The organism is Tahibacter sp., assembly GCF_035481375.1.
In the GTDB taxonomy this organism is placed as follows: Bacteria; Pseudomonadota; Gammaproteobacteria; order Xanthomonadales; family Rhodanobacteraceae; genus Tahibacter.
This window is the reverse complement of record NZ_DATIGT010000309.1, coordinates 1-17821: the sequence shown is the minus strand read 5'-3', so window position 1 is coordinate 17821 and position 17821 is coordinate 1. Positions and strand designations below refer to the sequence as shown.

Genomic DNA, 17821 nt, shown 5'->3' with positions numbered 1-17821 from the left:
GCTGTGGCGGCGGCCGGCCGGCGACCTGCGCCTCGAAATCCGCTCGATCCGCTACGACGCCTAGGCTCCGGCGCCGGCGGCGTCTCAGTCGAAACCGTTGTCGAAGATCCGATCCGCACGCAGCGCCTGGCCGCTGCGCAGCGGACTGCCGCGCCCCGTCGACCAGAGCACGCGCGCATTCGCACTGCCCGGCAGGTCCCAGGCCACGAGGCCGCTCTGCGCCGTCCCGGCGGCGAGTTCGAGATCGGCGTCGGCGTCGAGATTGGCGAGCGTCGGTGCGCCGAGCCCGCCGTTCCAGTCCTCGCCGCGCGGCGCCGGCAGATCGAGCATGTGCAGGCTTTCGCCGCGGCAGTTCAGCACGTGCAGCCGGCCGACGAAGTTGTCGCGCTTTTCCGGATACGAGGTGAACAGCACTTCGGCGCAGCCGTCGTTGTCGAGATCGGCGACGACGGGTTCGGCGGCGAAACGAAAGCCGCTGCCGGGCACGACGTAGGGCCAACTGTGCTTTTCGGTCTTGTCGAGCCACCACGCGTGCAGCTTGCCGTCGTAGCTCGCGAACAGGATTTCCTTGCGGCCGTCGTTGTCGAGGTCGGCGAGCACGGCGTTGCTGACCGAGCTTTCGATCACGCCGAAGTCCTGCGTCAGCGCGGCGCCGCTCGCGCCCTGCGGCGGCAGCACGGTCCAGTCGAAACCCGAGCCGGCCCAGCGCGTGCGGTCATGACGCAGGATCCACGGCAGGTAGTAGAGATCGCCGTCGGGGTCGCCGACGGCGCAGTTGTATACATCGCCCGGGGCCACGAGCTCGAACGTGCCGTCGCCGTCCAGGTCGCCGATCGCCGGCGCCGCATTGGCAAAATTGGGACGATGCTGCACACCGCAGTTCGCGAAGCCCTGCAGGTCGGCCGCCTGGTCGACATGCACGCCGACCTGCGCCCAGACCTTGGCCTGACCATTCGACAGACCATAGATCGTGCTCGCGCGGCGCTGGTCGCCATTGGGCGCGAGTGCGGTGATGTAGTGCGTGTCGGTCGGCGCGTAGATCTCGTTCACGCCGTTGCCGTCGAGGTCGCCGATCGCGACGTTCTCGTTGTACATGCCCGCGCCGGTCCCCGGCTCGCCCGCGCGCCGCGCCGGCCATCCCGGGCGCAGCGTGCCGTCGTGCTCGTAGACGCTGACCTGGCGATCCCCGCCGCTGCTCGCACGGCCGACGACGATTTCGAGATCGCCGTTGCCGTCGAGATCGGCCAGCGCGAGCGTGCGCACTTCGCCGTTCGCGAACGGGTTCTTCGGCCAGCCGTTCTTCACGCTGCCGTTGCCCGCATAGACCGTCAGCAGATTGCTGTTACGGCCGACGACGATCTCCGGCGTGCCGTCGCCGTCGAGATCCGCGAGCGCGATCGCCGGCCAGATGCGGCTCGCCGCCGTGGCCTGCCATTCGCTCGCGCCCGTCGTACCGTTGTACGCGCCGAGATTCTGGCCGCCCCAGACCACCTCGACCTGCCCGTCCCCGTCGATGTCCCCGGCCGCCGGCGACGCATACCACCCGGTCTGGCAATCGCCGGCCGTACAGCCGGCATAGCTCCACTTCAGCACCGGCACCGGCACCGCGGCCAGCACCGGCGCACCGGCCAGCGCCAGGACCAGCGCGCCGGCAAGGCATTCCAGGACACCCAGCTTTCTGCCTGTCATTTCAGGACACCCAACTTTTCGATACGCATGTCATTCCAGGACACCCAGAACGTTCGGGGGCATCCCGGGACATCCGCTTCATGGCAAGGCATTCCAGGACACCCAGCTTTCTGCCTGTCATTTCAGAGGAGACGTTTCAGGACACCCAGATTCCGGCGCATCTGGGCGACGCATTTCGACCGCATTTCAGGACGCATTTCAGGACACCCATGATCCCGCCCCCGCGCCCGGCCCGTAAATCGGATCGGGCACCGTTCGTCGCGCCGTTGCCCCGCGCAGCGGCCTTGCGCCACGGCACGACAGGTATTTATGTTATTGCTTACATAAATACCGGGACATCACCATGACCTTTCTCGCCGACCTGGGTCTGCTCGCGCTCGGCAGCCGCCTGCGCGCCATCAGCGACCAGCTCTACACGCTGGCCGACGAGGTCTACCGGCTGCGCGGGCTGCCGCTGCAGGGCCGCTGGTTTCCGGTGCTGCGCCTGTTGCACGACCAGGGGCCGCAGTCGGTCGGCAGCATCGCCGCGCAGATCGGGCAGACCCACTCGGCGGTCAGCCAGCTCGCCGACAAGCTCGTCGCCGAGGAATGGGTCGCCGTCGTCGACGACCCGACCGACCGCCGCCGCCGTTGCCTCGCCTTGACCGACCGCGCGCGCGACGTGCTGCGCGACGTACGTCCGGCGTGGAAGGCCATCGTGCAGGAACTCGACGAACGCTGCGCTGCGGCCGACATCGATCTGCTCGCGACCCTGGCGCGCTTCGAGACCGTGCTCGATCCGGGCCTGCCCGCCGCCATCGTCGCGCGCAGCCAGGCCACCGACAGCGCGCGCGTGCGCGTGGTCGGCTTCGATCCGGCGCTGCGCGAGCACTTCTATCGCCTCAACGCCGACTGGCTGCGCAAGTATTTCTATCTCGAGGAAATCGACCACCGCGTGCTGTCGGATCCCGAAGGCGAACTCATCGCCGGCGGCGGCGAAGTGCTGTTCGCCGTGCTCGACGACCAGGTCATCGGCACCTGCGCGCTCAAGGTCGAATCGCCCGGCGTCTACGAACTCACGAAGATGGCGGTCGACGAAACCCATCAGGGTCTCGGCGTCGGTCGCCGCCTGCTCGCGCGCGCGATCGAGGTGTTCCGCGAACGCAACGGCCGGACGCTGTTCCTCGAATCGAACTCGCGCCTCAAACCCGCGCTGACGCTGTACGAACGCATGGGCTTCGAGCATCAGCCGCAGCGCAAACCCGATTCGCATTACAGCCGGTCGGATGTCTACATGATCCTGGGAAATAGGGATTAGGGGTTCCTGACCACTGCTCTTCGTTTACGGAAACCAGCCAGCACGATCCAGAAAATCGAGGTCCGCCCGCAGCCCCTCTAGTTCCTAGTCACTCGCCGCCCCTCCGAGCGCCCGCAGCGCCACGATCTCCCGCCGCGGCGGCGCGCCGAACAGGCGGCGGTATTCGCGGCTGAACTGCGACGCGCTCTCATAGCCGACGCGGTGCGCCGCGGCGGCGGCTTCGAAGCCTTCGGCCAGCATCAGGCGCCGCGCTTCGTGCAGGCGCAGCGATTTCTGGAACTGCAGCGGCGACAGGCTCGTCGCCGCCTTGAAGCGGTGATGCAGCGCCGACACGCTCATGTGCGCGGCATCGGCGAGTTCCTCGACGCTCAGCGCGTCGGCGTAGCGCGACTTGATCAGGTCGATCGCGCGGCCGACGCGATGCCCCGCGCTGTCGGCGACGACGAGATCGCGCAGGCGATAGCCGAGATCGCCGCAAAGTGCGCGATAGCTGATCTCGCGCAGGATCAGCGGCGCGATCACGTCGATCTCCTGCGGCGAGTCGAGCAGCCGCAGCAGGCGCAGCAGTGCGTCGAGCAGCGGCAGTTCGGTGCGCGCGAGGAATAGCGCGCGGTCGGTCGGCCGCGGCGTCGACGGCGGCGACTGCAGCACGAGTTCGCCGAGCACGCGCAGATCGAGCGTGATGCGCAGGCACAGGTAGGGCTGCGCCGGCGTCGCGGTCAGGATCTGCCCGACCACGGGCAGGGTCATCGAGACGACGAGGTAATTCAGCGGGTCGTAGACGAACACCTCGTCGCCGAGGATCGCCTGCTTGCGGCCCTGCACGACGACGCAGAGGCTGGGTTCGTAGACGGACGCGATGGGCTGCGTCGGCTCGGACATGCGGATCAGGACCAGCGGCTCGACCGCGGTCGCATGCAGGCCGTCGCCGTGCGTCAATCGGGCAATCCGGTCGGCCAGCTCGCGCTGCGGTGCGAACCCGTCGAACGGGGCGACGCTCGGTGTGGATGTAGCGGCGGACACGGCGTTTCCCGGTAGCGGAGACGGTGCGGATTATGCGCACGACCTCGCGCGCGCACGACCGCGACGAACCGCGAATTGCAGGATCGGGCAAGTCTGCCGCAGCTTTGGGCTAAGCCGCGGCGACGCGCGGGGACTACTCTGCGGCGGCAGTAGCGAGAACGAAGAAACGACAAGCGGGCGAGCGCAGCAGCGACTCGTTTCACTCTTCTCCTCTGTCCACTTTCCCCTCCCCGGAGCCTCCCGATGAACCACTCTCTCGCCCGCCGCGCGCTCGGCCGCGACGGCCTCGTCGTTTCCGCCCTCGGCCTCGGCTGCATGGGCATGTCCGATTTCTACGGTGCCAGCGACGAGGCCGACAACCTCGCCGTGCTGCATCACGCGCTGGACGCCGGCGTGAACTTTCTCGACACGGCCGACATGTACGGTGTCGGCCGCAACGAGGAACTGCTGGCCAAAGTCCTGCGCGTGCGCCGCAACGACGTCGTGCTCGCGACGAAGTTCGGCAACGTGCGCGCGCCCGACGGCGCGTTTCTCGGCATCGACGGCAGCCCCGGCTATGTCGCGGCGTCGTGCGACGCGAGCCTGCGCCGGCTCGGCGTCGATCACATCGACCTCTACTACCAGCATCGCGTCGATCCGAAGGTGCCGATCGAGGAGACCGTCGGCGCAATGGCGCGACTTGTCGAGGCCGGCAAGGTGCGCTTCCTCGGCCTGTCGGAAGCCAACGGCAACACGCTGCGCCGCGCGAGCGGCGTGCATCGCATTGCCGCGCTGCAGAGCGAATATTCGCTGTGGACGCGCGACGTCGAGAACGACGCCCTGGTCGCCTGCCGCGAGCTCGGCATCGGCTTCGTCGCCTACAGTCCGCTCGGCCGCGGCTTCCTGACCGGCGCGATCGCCTCGACCGATGCGCTGGACGCCGACGACTACCGGCGCAACAACCCGCGCTTCCAGGCCGGCCACTTCGACGTGAACCGCCTGCTCGTCGACGCGCTGACCGCGCTGGCGCGCCAGCGCGGCTGCACGCCGGCGCAGCTCGCGCTCGCGTGGCTGCTGCACCAGGGCGAGGACATCGTGCCGATTCCGGGTACACGCCGCATCGCGCGCCTCGACGAGAACGCCGCCGCGACGCGCATCGTGCTGAGCCGCGCGGAACTGCAGGCAATCGCCGGCGTGCTCGCGAGCCACCCCGTCTCCGGCACGCGCTACGCCGCGGCGAACATGGCGACAGTGAACGCGTGACTGCAGCGTCGCGATGGCGACATGGACGAAACCCGCTTGCGGGACCGATACACGCCATGACGTACACCGCGACGTTGCGGTTCGCCGCGCTCACCGCACCCTGCGAAAGCGGACCGCGCGTCGTGACGGGAAACCGTAGATTGCAGTGAGCCGCGACATCGCGGCGGCGGAGTTGACGGAACGCGCTCGTGTCGAGCGCCGACGCGCATCGCACGCAGAATTTCGCCACATTTCGCGCCGCGGCCTGCCCGCGGCGCGACCGCATAATCGCGGCCCCTTTCCGTGCGAAACGCCTCGATGCTGCTGCGTCCCCTGCTGTCCGGCCTCTGTGCCATTGCTTGCGTCACCGCTACCGCTGCGCCGCTGCGGCCCGATTCTCCCAAGAACTGTTCGTCGTGCGCGGAATGGAACCGGCCGCAGGCACCGTTCGTGCTGCACGGCAAGAGCTGGTTCGTCGGCACGCGCGGACTGTCGTCGGTGCTCATCGATTCGGGCGAGGGACTCGTGCTGCTCGACGGCGCCCTGCCCGAATCCGCGCCGCTGATCGCGGCCAACATCGAAACGCTCGGCTTTCGTCTCGACCAGATCAGGTACATCGCGGTGTCGCATGCGCACTACGATCACGTCGGCGGCGTCGCCGCGCTCGCGCGCGCGAGCGGCGCAACGGTTATCGCGAGCGCGCGCAGCGCCGACGCATTGATCGCCGGCGTTCCGCCCCAGGACGATCCGCAGGCCGGTTTCGGCGACAAGGCGAACGGGTTTCCAAAATTGAGCAAAGTGCAGCGCGTCGCCGACGGCGAAACCCTGCGCCTGGGCAAGCTCGTGCTGACCGCCCACTACACGCCGGGACACACCGCCGGCGCGACGACCTGGAGCTGGCAGGACTGCAGCGGCGGCGACTGCGTGAATCTCGTCTACGCCGACAGCCTCAATGCCGTCTCCGACGACGCCTATCGCTTCGGCGGCGCCGACGGCAACGGCGGCATCGCTGAAAGCTTCCGCGCGAGCATCGACCGCGTCGCGAAACTTCCCTGCGACATTCTCGTGACGGTGCATCCGGGTTTCGCGAAGTTCGACGAAAAGCTCGCGCAGCGCGCCCAGGGCGCGAAAGCCGATCCGTTCATCGACGCAAGCGCCTGCCGGCGCTATGCCGACTCCGCGCGCGAAAGGCTCGACGCACGCCTCAGGGAAGAACGCGCGCCGAAACCGTGAGACCGGCGCGGCGGTCCGTCGCGTCGACGGATCGCCGCCGCTCGGACTTCGGAGCCGTCCTCGACGATCGGACCGTTGCAGTCCTCCGGCGCGTCGAACGCGCCGGTGCTGTCGGTGTTGCTCGCAGTCGAACCCTGCGCGGCCGACACGCCGGGACCGCGCCGCGCGAACCCTCTCCGGAGGAGGCAGCGTTCTCGCCGCCAGGGAGTTCGATGTCGGCAGCGAACGACGCGGTGCGCGCGTCGATGAAGCCCGCCTCGCAGGGCTGCCGCTGCATCGCACGAATGGCCAGGCGCAGCAGGCGGTTCTCCGCGCCGTTGCCGTCGAACCAGTCGCCGCCGGCGCCGCGCCGCGCGACCCGTGGCGATAGAAAAATGTCGTGGGCCATGTTGGCCCAGTAGAACGCATTCGTCGCTGTTCAGGGATCGAAATCGGCGTCGAAAATCAGGTCGGCGCAGTCGGCGGGCAGATCGAACGCTTCGGTGTTGTCGCTGTTGCTGCCGGCCGAGCCCTGCACGGCCGATGCGCCGAGACCGCGCCGCGCGAATCCGCGCCAGAGAATGCAGCGGTTTTCGCCCGCATAGAGTTCGTCGTCGGCGGCCAGCCACGCCGTGCGCGCATCGACGAAGCCGGACTGGCAGGGCTGCAGCTGCATGGCGCGGATCGCGAGGCGCAGCATGCGGTTTTCCGCGCCGTTGCCGTTGAACCAGTCGTTGCTGGCGCCGTGCCGGGCGACCATGCCCCAGGTCACCTCCCACAGCATCGACGCCCAGACGAAACCGACGCCGTGCGGCACGGCCAGCGTGCGCGTGTCGTTGTAGGTGTAGCGGTTCAACGCGAAATCCGTCGTGTACGGCGCCGTGCGGATGCCGGTGCCGTTGACCGGCTGGCCAAGCACATACGTGCCGAGCCCGCGCGGCTGAGTCGGCGTCGCATGCGCGAAGTTCGTCGTCAGCAGAATTCCGAAAAAGTCGTTGTAGCCGCTGGCCGGCCGCTCCGCATTGCCGTTGCAGCTGGTGCCGGCGATGCGCGCGTGGAGCACCATCCCGTAGGCATACAGGAACGTCGTCGCATCGAAGCTGCCCTCGCGGCGCGGCGAGGTAGCGTTCCACTCGTATAACTGGATACGCGGACTGACGCCGTCGGCCGTCGACGAGCCGTTCGCGTTGTTGATGCCGCTGCCGTCCATGATCTCGACGATCAGCGGGTCGTTGCCCACGCCGCCGCGGCCGTAGTTGTTCGCCTGCATGTTTCTCGCCGCCTCGTTGAAACCGTGGCGCCAGAAGATGTCGTGCAGCATGTTGGCCCAGTAGAACGCGTTGGTCGCGAGCGCCTCCTTGTACGACGAGGGCGGATTCGCCGGCGACCACGCGAAGTCGAACAGCAGTCCCGCACCGCCGTCCGGCCCGGGCCCGTCCGACGCATTGTTGGCGTCGATGTCCGTGTAGACCGTTACGTTGTTGCCGCGAAGGGTCGTGAACTCGGCCCCGGCCACGCCGTTCGTGTCGTGCCAGCCGAACGGCGATGCGTCGAGCTGGTGCGGGTTGGTCGCCAGCACGCGCGCGCCGTGGTCCGGGCTCGCGACAGGCACCGGAAACACGCGGTAGCTCGCGGCCTGCGCGCCCACCGATGCCAGCAGCGCGAGCGCAATGCCCGCCGCCGGCTGTCGTGCAGTGATGTACGGCATGTTCGTGACCCTCCCCGGTCGCACGTCCGACATGAGCCTGACTGAGTACGTCAAAGCGCAGCGCCGAGTGCCGCGACGCCGGCGCGGCGATCGGATCGCGAGCCCTGCGCGCGTCATCGCGCGATGCGCTTCCTGGCAACACCAACGCGGTTCGGGGTCGGCCAGCGACATCGGCTCGTAGCGGTCTCAGCCGCTTCTGCCGCGGCGCGCTTGCTGCGCTGCGGCGTGCATCGAACGTTCGTTTGGATATCGTGCCGGTTCCCCTCCGGCTCGCGGAGGGTGTCGATCCATTCGGGGAATACCGCAAGAACCAGCACTAATCCACGAGCTCACAGTTCCTGGGAGGGAAAACCGTGACCAGAAGTCCCCTGACGTTGGCCGTCGTTTCGTCCTTGCTGCTCGCCGCACCGCTCGCGGTGCTCGCCAATCCCATTCCCAAGCAACTGTCCGGGCCTCCGGAAGAGTTCACGCAGATGCGCGTCCCCGATCCGGCCGACGCGGCGATCTTTTCCCATAGCGCGCTGATCCCGGTGCAGATGGATACACGCGGCGCAGGCTGGCAGCACGTGCTGCCGGTCGAGAACGGCAAGGTCCGCTTCCTCGTGTTCTCGGGCAACAACAGCGACTGGCTGCTCGAGCTGCAGTCGCCGACCGGCCGCCGCATTCCGGCGCAGGAACTCAGCACCGGCGCGCGTTCGGCCGATTTCGCGTTCGAAGAAGCGCGCGTTCCGGCCAGCTACTACGCGCTCGATTCGCTGGAAACCGGCACCTGGAATCTGCGCATCGACGCCGGTGCGAGCCGCTCGCAGAGCGGCTACGTGCTGCTCGAAGGCGACACGGCGACCGAACTCATGTCCTATCCGGCGCACCGCCGGCAGATCGTCGGCCAGCAGCTCGACGTCGTCGCGACGCTCGGCGGCGCGCGTGCGAGCGGCGCACGCATCGCCTCGGCGACGCTGCGCGTGACGGCGCCCGACGGCGCGGTCAGCAGCTACGCAATGTTCGACGACGGCCTGCATGCCGACGCCGTGGCCGGCGACGGTCTCTTCGGCGCGGGCTTCATCGCCGAACAGAGCGGCACCTACGTCGCCCAGGTCCTGGCCGACGGCACCAACGCGAACGGCCAGCGCGTCGTGCGCTCGGCCGAACACGTGCTGCCCGTCGTCGATGCCTCGCTGCGCCTGTCGCCGATCGAATCGGTCGTATCGGCACGCACGCAGGCCGACGGCCGTCTCTCGATCGACCTGCCGACCGTCGCGAACAAGCCCGGCCAGCACTATCGCGCCTACGCCGAAGTCTGGGGCACCGACGGCAAGGGCAACGAACGCCCGGTCGCCTGGGTCAGCGGCATGGTCACGCCGGACAAGAACGGCGTACTCGGCCTCGGCTTCGATCCGCGCTGGGTCGCGCGCGCCGATGCGCAGCCGCCGTATCAGCTGCGCGAACTGCGCATCGAGGATCCCGATCATTTCGTCACGCTGGCCGGCGCGCGCACGCTTGCGCTCGACCTGCCCGCGCGCCGCCTGCTCGGCGCCGCGCCCAAGGGCATCGACGAAGCCATGCGCATGGGCCCGCGCCCGAGCGGCAACGAGGCGACCAAGGGCGTCGGCCAGCGCCTGATCCTCGTGCACGGCTACTGCTCCGGCGGCGTCTGGCCGGCCTCGCAGTTCTCGACCGCGTCGACCTTCCTGGACGTCAACAAGAACCGCAGCCACGATGCGTTCGCGCGCCTGCTGCAGACCTTCGGCAGCACCTGGAACTCGTTCGGCACGGTCGCCCACAGCCAGGGCGGCGCGGCATCCCTGCACTTGTATACCTATTACTGGAGCGGACTCGACAACGCGACCGGCGCACGCCTGATCCAGTCCGTCGGCACGCCGTACAAGGGCACGAACCTCGCCGGCATCCTCGCCACGCTCGGCTCGTGGTTCGGCGTCGGCTGCGGCACGAACGACAACCTGAGCTACAGCGGCGCATCCGCGTGGCTCGCCGGCATCCCGACCGCGTCGCGCGCCAAGGTGAACTACTACACGACCGCGTTCCGCACGACGAACTGGTGGACGAACGACTACTGCCAGATCGCGACCGACCTCGTGCTCAGCGATCCCGAAGACGGCACGACCGAGCAGGCCAACGGCCAGCTCAGCGGCGGCGTCAACCGCGGACACACGAGCGGCCAGTGCCACACCAGCGGCATGCGCGATCCGGCGCAGTACAACGACTCCTCACGCAATGCGACGATGAATTCGAACGCGGCGCGGTGAGGGGGAACCGGGAATAGGGAATCGGTAAAAGACAAGCGGACAAACCCTCCCCTTCAAGGGGAGGGCATGGCGGGGATGGGTTTCCGCCTCACCCTCGCCAGTTCCACGGACTCGACCCGTTTCGCGATTACGCGGCGGCCATCACCGCCAGCACGCCCGCAATCCCCGGCAGCGTCATCAGCCGGAAGATCGCATCGAGCTGCTCCGGCGTGAGTTCGGGTCGCGTCTCGCGCCACCAGAGCAGCACGTTCGACAGCGCGCCGGCGACGTGCTGCACGACCGCTTCGATCTCCGCCTCGCGCAGCCGCGCCGCCTGCGGCTGCGCGCGCAGTTCGTCGCGCACGAGTTCGCAGAGCAGCAGGCGCATGTGCTTCTCGACCGCCAGCTGCACGCCGGGTGCGTGCACGCGCGTCGCGGCCTGGCGCACGTGCCGGAAGAACGGCAGCGTGAAGCCGAGCTGCATGCCGGGTGCACTCGCCGCCGCGATCTGCGATTCGCGCTGCAGCCAGCCGCGCAGGCGGCCGACGCTGTTGGCGAGCAGGTCGTCCTTGTTGCGGAAATGCTCGTAGAACGTCGCGCGCGAGACGCCGGCCCTGTCGAGCACGTTCTGGATCGTCAGCCGCTCGTAGCCGCGCTGGTGCAGCAGCCCGGCGAACGCATCGAGCAGAGCTTCGCGCGAGCGCAGCGCCCGCGCATCGGTCTTGGCGTGAGTCATGAGCGGGATCCCGAACAAACGCGATCGAAATGTCGGACAGCGCCGCGCCGATGCTGCAGCGCGTGCGGGGCGCAGTATCGTCGCCGCCCGAACCCGCGAACAACCGGCAGGCACCGATGGCGTCCGATTCCCTGATCCGACTGCGCAACGTCTCGCGGCGCTACGGCGAAGCCGCCGCGGGCTGCACCGCGCTCGACCGCGTCGACCTCGACATCGCGCGCGGCGAGAGCGTCGCGATCGTCGGCCGCTCGGGCAGCGGCAAGACCACGCTCGTGAACCTGCTCGCCGGCCTCGACCGGCCCGACGACGGCAGCGTGCACATGGGCGAGGTCGAACTCGGCACGCTGTCCACCGCGCAGCTCGCGCGCTGGCGCGGCCGCGAGGTCGGTATCGTGTTCCAGTTCTTCCAGCTGCTGCCGAGCCTGACCGTGCACGAGAACATCCTGCTCGCGATGGACTTCGCCGGCGTCGTGCCGCGCGCGCAGCGCCGCGCACGCGCCGACGCGCTGCTCGAACGCCTCGACATCGCCGGCGAAGGCGCGCGCCTGCCGCAGTAGCTCTCGGGCGGCCAGCAGCAGCGCGCGGCGATCGCCCGCGCGCTCGCCAACGACCCGCCGCTCGTGATCGCCGACGAACCGACCGGCAACCTCGACAGCGAGAACTCGGCGCGCGCGCTCGCCCTGCTCGCCGGCCTCGCGCGCGACGGCAAGACCGTGATCACGGTCAGTCACGAGCGCGACATCGCCGCGCATTTCGCGCGCGTCGTGACCCTGCGCGACGGCCGCATCGCCGACGACAGCGGCGCGCGCGCATGAGCACGCGCTGGCGCAAGATCTGGCGCGAATTCCGGTTCGCGCGCGACCGCTTCGTGCTGCTCGTCGCCGCGCTCGCGCTCGCGATGACGGCCCTGACCGCGCTGCTGTCGGCGCGCGACACGCTTACCCGCAGCATGCAGGCGAATTTCGCCGCGACGCGTGCGGCGTCGGCGCAACTGCGCGTGGAACGGCTCGACGCGCCGGTGCTCGCCGCCGTGCGCGCGATGCCCGGTGTCGCCGGCGCCGACCTGATCGCGCACGCGAGCGGCCGCGTCGTCGCGGCGAACGGACGCACGCGGCCGCTGCTGCTGTATATCCGCGGCGAATCGCTGCCGGAGATCTCGACGTTCGACCTGCGCGACGGCACCTGGCCGCCCGGCGGCAACGGCGTGCTGATCGAACGCAGCGCGCGCGGCGTGCTCGGCCTCGATGCCGGTGCCGAGTTCGACCTGCTGCTCGACGGCGAGCGCCGCGCGACACTGCGTCACGCCGGCGTCGTGCACGATGCGGCGCTCGCACCTGCGTCGCAGGAAGGCGTGGTCTACGCCTACACCTCGTTCTCGACGGCCGCCGCGCTCGGCATCGATGCCGCGCCCGACTGGCTGCTGCTGCGCTGTTCCGGCGCCCCGACCGTCGCGGTGATCCGCGACTGCGCGACCGGCGTCGCGCGGCAGCTCGTCGCGCAGGGCCACGCCGTGCGCGAAGTGCGCATTCCGCCGCCGGGCCTGCATCCGCACGAGACCCAGATGCAGGCGGCGCTGCGCCTGCTGCTCGCATTCGGCGTGCTCGCGGTCGTGCTCGCCGCGGTGCTCTGCGCCGCGGTCGTCGGCGGCCTGCTCGCGCAGCAGTCGCGCGCGATCGCGGTCCAGCAGAGCCTCGGCGCGACGCCGTGGATGCTCGCCCTGCCCTATCTCGCGCTGATCGCCGGCCTCGCGCTCGTCGCGAGCGCGATCGGCCTGTTCCTCGGTTATGGCGCCGGACTGCATCTCGCGCTGCACAGCGCGCAGCATCTGAACCTGCGCATCGTCGCGCGCGGACTCGCGCTCGCGCCGTCGCTGCTGTCGCTCGCGACCGGCGTCGCGCTGCCGGTGCTCGCCGCCGCGATTCCCGTATTCGCCGCGGCGCGGCGTCCGGTGCGCGCGGCGCTCGACGATCACGGCATCGCCAGTCCGCGCGACGCGCAGCGCACGGCGTTCGCCGCGCGCTTTGCGGGCGCGCCGGCGCTGACGCTGGCCTGGCGCAATCTCTGGCGGCGGCGCGTGCGGCTCGTGCTCAACCTCGCGCTGCTCGGCGCGGCCGGCGCGCTGTTCCTCGCGAATGCGAACCTGCGCAGCGGCTGGTACGCGGTCATGGCCGACGCCGCGCGGCAATGGAATTTCCAGCAGCGCATCGCGCTGCAGGAACCGGTCGACAGCGCCGCGGTGCGACGCGCGCTGGCCGGCGTGCCGGGGCTGCGTGCCGTCGAAAGCTGGCCGTCGACGATGGTCGCGGCCGACGACGGCGACGCGCTGTTCGTGACCGGCGCCCATGCCGACGGCGGTCACGGCGCGGTGCGTCTGCGCGCCGTGCCGGACGGTTCGGACTTCCTCGCACTGCCGATCACCGAGGGCCGCTGGCTCGCGACCGGCGACACGCACGCGATCGTGCTCAACAGCGTCGCCGCATCGACGACCTTCGCCGGCACGCGCGTCGGCGACTGGCTCGACCTGCGCGGCCCCGACGGCCATCTGCGCGCGCAGGTCGTCGGCATCGCACGCGAAGTCATGGCAGGTGCGTCGATCTACACGACGCCCGGCGCCTACGCGCTCGCCGCGCCCGGCGACGCCACGGCGGTGTCGTCGCTGCGGCTTGCGTACCGCGACGGTCGCGCCGGCGACGCCGCCATCGTGCGGAAGACGCTCGAAGGCGCCGGCATCGCCGTCTCCGCCGTGATCGACAATGCCGACGTCGGCGAAAGCCAATGGGCGCACCTGGGCATCCTGCTGCTCGTGCTGCGCGCGGTCGCCGTGATCATGGCCGTCGTCGGACTCGCCGGACTCGCGGCGGCCGCGAGCGCGGCCGTCATCGACCGGCGCCGCGAATTCGGCGTGCTCGCCGCGATCGGCGCGACGCCGGCGACGATCCTGCGCAGCGTGCTCTACGAAGCCGTGTTCGCCGCGCTGCTGAGTCTTGCGCTCGCGCTGCCGCTGTCGCTCGCGGCGACCGCGGCGATCGCGCCGCTGCTCGACAACCTCGCCGGCATGCCGCTGCCGCTGCGACTGTCGCCGGCCGGCAGCCTGCTCTGGGCCGCGCTGCTGCTGCCGGCCGCCGTACTCGCCTGCCTGCTGCCCGCGCGCAGCGCCGCGAAACTCAGCGTCGTCGAAGCACTGCGCCGCGACGGGCTTTGAATCGAGACTCTCCGCGCTCAGTCCGCGGCGAGTCCGGCTTCGACGATCAGCCGCTTCCAACCCGCGATCGAACCCGCGAAGCGGTCGGGTTCGAGAAATCCGGCCACGGCCGCGACGGATTCGGGCGACAGCGGCGTCAACGCATAGCGCACGCGCACCGCGCAGCGATCGGCGGCGAGCGGTGCGCATCGCACCTCGACGAGTCCGGCCTGCACGCCGGCGACCCAGCGCGCATAGCGCGCGATGCCGCGCGCGACGTCGTAGTCGATGACGACCCAGCTCGTCTCCGTGCCGTTCATGCGCGTGACGAACGCGCTGCCCGGCCCGCCGTCACCGACCATCTCCGGTTCCCAGCCCGGCACCCAGCGGCGCTCGCCCTGCGCCGTGAACAGCGGCAAGGCGTCGTCCGCGGACAAGCCCAGTTCGAAGCCGGATTCGGCGCTCATCGTGGTCATGGTCATGCCGGACAGCCTTGTTACCGTGGTACATATCAACCATGATACGGAATCAGAGCATGACTGGTAAAGTGACGGGCACGCCAAGGAGACCGTTGCAATGGCCACGAGCCGGAAACCCGCCAAGGCCGCGAAGGCCGCCGCCGTCGAGATCGAGCGCGTGCAGACCGGCGTGCGCCTCGAAAAGCGCCTGCTCAAGGTGCTCAAGGGCCTCGCCGAATACCTCGACCTGTCGCTCGGCGACCTGCTCGAAGGCGTCGCGCTGCACGCGCTGGAGAACAAGGCGCCGTTCTCGCCGGCGACGCTCAAGCGCATCCAGGATCTGAAGAAGGTCTATGGGCTGGATCTGGGTGCGGTGGACAGCCATCGGCTGTCGGATGGGTGAGGGGCCGGGAATCGGGAATGGGAGGCGGGAAATCGCAACCACAGAACTGACGCACTGCGCCCTCACCCCGACGGCGTCGGGAGAGCGGGCTGGGGCGAGGGGGAGAAGGTGCCGCGTGCGCGGTGCCTGGTTCTCGCGGCGAATCGCAATGCCATCGCGACAACCTGACAGCGCATTTCAGCTGACGCTTCTCCCCTTCACCCCACCCTCTCCTCCAGGCAGGCTTGGAGGAGAGGGCTAAAGCCAGGTGCACCCCGCTCTGACGATTCCGCGCTCCCCATTCCCGACCCCATGACATCCGGCACACGCGGCTGCCTCGACACTCAAGCCAGATGAAGGACCGATACCACGCGACCGCGGAGCCTCGATGAAACGCCTGCTGCTTGCCGCCCTGCCCCTGTTCGCCGCGCCGGCGTTCGCTGCGATCGCGCCGGGTGCCGATCGACAGAGCGGCGACGGGCCGTATACGCAGTTGATCCTGCGCGGCGTCAACGTGATCAACGGCACCGGCAGTCCGGCCTACGGCCCGGCCGACGTCGTCATCGAAGGCAACCGCATCGTCGAGATCCGCATGGTCGGCGCCGACATCCAGTCGATCAAACCGGACGACCGGCCCAAGCTCAAGAACGGCGGCCGCGAAATGGATCTCGCCGGCCATTACGTGATGCCCGGCATCGTCGACCTGCACGGCCACATCGGCGGCGACGAGCAGGGCGTCAGCGCCGACTATGTGTACAAATTATGGATGGGCCACGGCATCACGACCGTGCGCGATCCGGCCTGCGGCAACGGCATCGACTGGTGCGCGAAAGAAGCCCGCCGCAGCGAGGCCAACGCGACCGCCGCGCCGCGCATCTTTCCGTATGCCTACTTCGGCATGGGCCGCGACAAGCCGATGACGACGCCCGAGGAAGCGCGCGAGTGGGTGCGCGACATGAAGAAGAAAGGCGCCGTCGGCATGAAGTGCTTCGGCTATCGCCCCGACGTGCTGCAGGCCGCATTCGAGGAACTCGGGAAACAGGGCATGCGCAGCGCCTGCCATCATGCCCAGCTCGACGTCTCGCGCGTGAACGTGCTGACCACGGCGCGCTGGGGACTGACCACGATGGAACACTGGTACGGCCTGCCCGAAGCGCTGTTCGACGACAGGACCGTGCAGAACTACCCGGCCGACTACAACTACAGCAACGAGGCGCACCGCTTCGGCCAGGCCGGCCGGCTCTGGGCGCAGGCCGCGGAGAAAGGCAGCGAGAAATACGAAGCCGTCATCAAGGAACTGCTCGAACTCGACTTCACGCTCGACCCGACCTTCACGATCTACCAGGCCAGCCGCGACCTCATGCGCGCACGCCGCGCCGAATGGCACGACCGCTACACCTGGCCGACGCTGTGGAATTTCTTCGCCCCGAACCGCGACAACCACGGCAGCTTCTTCTTCGACTGGGGCACCGAAGACGAAGTCGCCTGGCGCGACAACTACCGGCGCTGGATGGCGTTCGTGAACGACTACAAGAACCGCGGCGGCCGCGTCACCGTCGGCAGCGATTCCGGATACATCTATAAAATTTACGGATTCGGCACGATAGAGGAGTTGGAGTTGCTGCGCGAAGCGGGTTTCCATCCGCTCGAAGTGATCCGCGCGGCGACGCTCAACGGCGCACAGGCACTCGGCGCGGCCGACCGCATCGGCTCGCTCGAACCCGGCAAGCTCGCCGACATCGCCGTGATCAAGGAAAACCCGCTCGCGAATCTCAAGGTGCTCTACGGCACCGGACATATCCGCCTCGGCGCCGACGGCAAACCCGCGCGCGTCGGCGGCGTCGACTACACGATCAAGGACGGCATCGTGTTCGATGCGAAGCAGCTGCTGCGCGAGGTGCGCGAGATGGTGGCGACGGAGAAGAAGAAACGCGGCATCGAGAACTACGCGCAGCCGGGCGAATAGCCGCCCCCGACGTAGGGCGCAATAGCCGAAGGGCATTGCGCCACCGCACGCTCCGAAGCCGATTCAATTCATGCCCGCCGCAGCCTGCTCGAAGCGATGCTTCGGCGAGGCCGGAGTTGCTTTGATCTCCGGGCTTCGTTTTCCGGCGCAATGCGCGGCGCTTAGTGCGCCCTACTCCGGAACGGCGCACGTTGGGCGCAACCGAAGGCATTGCGCCGCCGCACGTTCTACGCGCAGCCGGGCGAACAGCCGCCCACCCGATGTAGGGCGCAATAACCGAAGGGCATTGCGCCACCGCACGCTCCGAAGCCGATTCAATTCATGCCCGCCGCAGCCTGCTCGAAGCGATGCTTCGGCGAGGCCGGAGTTACTTTGATCTCCGGGCTTCGTTTTCCGGCGCAATGCGCGGCGCTTAGTGCGCCCTACTCCGGAACGTCGCACGTAGGGCGCAATAACCGGAGGGCATTGCGCCACCGCACGTTCCGAAGCCGATTCAATTCATGACCGCCGCAGCCTGCTCGAAGCGGTGCTTCGGCGAGGCCGGAGTTGCTTTGATCTCCGGGTTTCGTTTTCCGGCGCAATGCGCTGCGCTTAGTGCGCCCTACTCCGGAACGTCGCACGTAGGGCGCAATAACCGAAGGGCATTGCGCCACCGCACGCTCCGAAGCCGATTCAATTCATGACCGCCGCAGCCTGCTCGAAGCG

General features: G+C 69.0%; 13 protein-coding genes and 1 pseudogene. 8 read left to right on the top strand and 6 right to left on the bottom strand.

All coding sequences use genetic code 11. The annotated features are described in order from the left end of the window. Window positions 1–84: 84 nt before the first annotated feature. Window positions 85–1689 (bottom strand): VCBS repeat-containing protein, encoded by a 1605-nt coding sequence (locus tag VLF18_RS20535; protein ID WP_325281495.1) that lies wholly within the window; start codon window positions 1687–1689, stop codon window positions 85–87. Window positions 1690–2032: 343 nt separating this feature from the next. On the opposite strand from VLF18_RS20535, the gene VLF18_RS20530 reads away from it, so the two are divergent. After that, a complete protein-coding gene (locus VLF18_RS20530) occupies window positions 2033–2986 on the top strand; it encodes a bifunctional helix-turn-helix transcriptional regulator/GNAT family N-acetyltransferase (protein WP_325281494.1) in 954 nt (317 codons plus the stop codon). Window positions 2987–3070: 84 nt separating this feature from the next. Here VLF18_RS20530 and VLF18_RS20525 read toward each other — a convergent pair whose 3' ends face one another. After that, on the bottom strand, window positions 3071–4009 hold the full coding sequence (locus VLF18_RS20525; RefSeq protein WP_325281493.1) for an AraC family transcriptional regulator: 939 nt from the start codon (window positions 4007–4009) through the stop codon (window positions 3071–3073). 243 nt (window positions 4010–4252) lie between these two features. Between VLF18_RS20525 and VLF18_RS20520 the strand changes: the two genes are divergently transcribed. Beyond that, window positions 4253–5251, top strand: a complete 999-nt coding sequence (locus VLF18_RS20520; protein WP_325281492.1) for an aldo/keto reductase — start codon at window positions 4253–4255, stop codon at window positions 5249–5251. Between the two features lie 297 nt (window positions 5252–5548). After that, window positions 5549–6463, top strand: a complete 915-nt coding sequence (bla, locus tag VLF18_RS20515) for a subclass B3 metallo-beta-lactamase (RefSeq protein ID WP_325281491.1) — start codon at window positions 5549–5551, stop codon at window positions 6461–6463. Here the strand turns inward: bla and VLF18_RS20510 are convergent. Both VLF18_RS20510 and VLF18_RS20505 read right to left on the bottom strand, forming a co-directional pair. Next, window positions 6435–6851: a M36 family metallopeptidase gene (locus tag VLF18_RS20510; RefSeq protein ID WP_325281490.1), complete on the bottom strand. Its 417-nt coding sequence runs from the start codon at window positions 6849–6851 to the stop codon at window positions 6435–6437. The two genes, bla and VLF18_RS20510, sit on opposite strands and share 29 nt — an antisense overlap. 30 nt (window positions 6852–6881) lie before the next feature. After that, complete coding sequence (locus tag VLF18_RS20505; RefSeq protein ID WP_325281489.1) at window positions 6882–8150, bottom strand: M36 family metallopeptidase; 1269 nt, start codon at window positions 8148–8150, stop codon at window positions 6882–6884. Window positions 8151–8503: 353 nt separating this feature from the next. On the opposite strand from VLF18_RS20505, the gene VLF18_RS20500 reads away from it, so the two are divergent. Then, window positions 8504–10414 (top strand): choice-of-anchor X domain-containing protein, encoded by a 1911-nt coding sequence (locus VLF18_RS20500; protein WP_325281488.1) that lies wholly within the window; start codon window positions 8504–8506, stop codon window positions 10412–10414. Window positions 10415–10541: 127 nt separating this feature from the next. Here VLF18_RS20500 and VLF18_RS20495 read toward each other — a convergent pair whose 3' ends face one another. Continuing rightward, entirely contained in the window at window positions 10542–11129 is a 588-nt protein-coding gene (locus tag VLF18_RS20495; protein WP_325281487.1) for a helix-turn-helix domain-containing protein, read from the bottom strand. A 29-nt stretch (window positions 11130–11158) separates the two neighbouring features. Between VLF18_RS20495 and VLF18_RS20490 the strand changes: the two are divergent. Both VLF18_RS20490 and VLF18_RS20485 read left to right on the top strand, forming a co-directional pair. Beyond that, window positions 11159–11944: pseudogene (locus tag VLF18_RS20490) on the top strand (ABC transporter ATP-binding protein). Further along, window positions 11941–14331, top strand: coding sequence for an ABC transporter permease (locus tag VLF18_RS20485; RefSeq protein ID WP_325281486.1), 2391 nt, complete (start codon window positions 11941–11943; stop codon window positions 14329–14331). Before VLF18_RS20490 ends, VLF18_RS20485 begins: the two are co-directional and overlap by 4 nt. Before the next feature lie 17 nt (window positions 14332–14348). On the opposite strand, the gene VLF18_RS20480 is transcribed toward VLF18_RS20485, so the two are convergent. Further along, complete coding sequence (locus VLF18_RS20480) at window positions 14349–14792, bottom strand: hypothetical protein (RefSeq protein WP_325281485.1); 444 nt, start codon at window positions 14790–14792, stop codon at window positions 14349–14351. Between the two features lie 94 nt (window positions 14793–14886). Between VLF18_RS20480 and VLF18_RS20475 the strand changes: the two genes are divergently transcribed. Further along, a complete protein-coding gene (locus VLF18_RS20475) occupies window positions 14887–15171 on the top strand; it encodes a hypothetical protein (RefSeq protein ID WP_325281484.1) in 285 nt (94 codons plus the stop codon). A 367-nt stretch (window positions 15172–15538) separates the two neighbouring features. After that, a complete protein-coding gene (locus VLF18_RS20470; protein ID WP_325281483.1) occupies window positions 15539–17116 on the top strand; it encodes an amidohydrolase family protein in 1578 nt (525 codons plus the stop codon). The last annotated feature ends 705 nt before the right edge of the window (window positions 17117–17821 follow it).

Excerpts from the sequence above, each read along its gene's own strand:
- VLF18_RS20475 (WP_325281484.1), top strand. The coding sequence starts at position 14,887 with ATGGCCACGAGCCGGAAACCCGCCAAGGCCGCGAAGGCCGCCGCCGTC.
- VLF18_RS20505 (WP_325281489.1), bottom strand. The coding sequence starts at position 8,150 with ATGCCGTACATCACTGCACGACAGCCGGCGGCGGGCATTGCGCTCGCG.
- VLF18_RS20520 (WP_325281492.1), top strand. The coding sequence starts at position 4,253 with ATGAACCACTCTCTCGCCCGCCGCGCGCTCGGCCGCGACGGCCTCGTC.
- VLF18_RS20495 (WP_325281487.1), bottom strand. The coding sequence starts at position 11,129 with ATGACTCACGCCAAGACCGATGCGCGGGCGCTGCGCTCGCGCGAAGCT.
- VLF18_RS20530 (WP_325281494.1), top strand. The coding sequence starts at position 2,033 with ATGACCTTTCTCGCCGACCTGGGTCTGCTCGCGCTCGGCAGCCGCCTG.
- bla (WP_325281491.1), top strand. The coding sequence starts at position 5,549 with ATGCTGCTGCGTCCCCTGCTGTCCGGCCTCTGTGCCATTGCTTGCGTC.
- VLF18_RS20480 (WP_325281485.1), bottom strand. The coding sequence starts at position 14,792 with ATGACCATGACCACGATGAGCGCCGAATCCGGCTTCGAACTGGGCTTG.
- VLF18_RS20535 (WP_325281495.1), bottom strand. The coding sequence starts at position 1,689 with ATGACAGGCAGAAAGCTGGGTGTCCTGGAATGCCTTGCCGGCGCGCTG.
- VLF18_RS20510 (WP_325281490.1), bottom strand. The coding sequence starts at position 6,851 with ATGGCCCACGACATTTTTCTATCGCCACGGGTCGCGCGGCGCGGCGCC.
- VLF18_RS20485 (WP_325281486.1), top strand. The coding sequence starts at position 11,941 with ATGAGCACGCGCTGGCGCAAGATCTGGCGCGAATTCCGGTTCGCGCGC.
- VLF18_RS20470 (WP_325281483.1), top strand. The coding sequence starts at position 15,539 with ATGAAACGCCTGCTGCTTGCCGCCCTGCCCCTGTTCGCCGCGCCGGCG.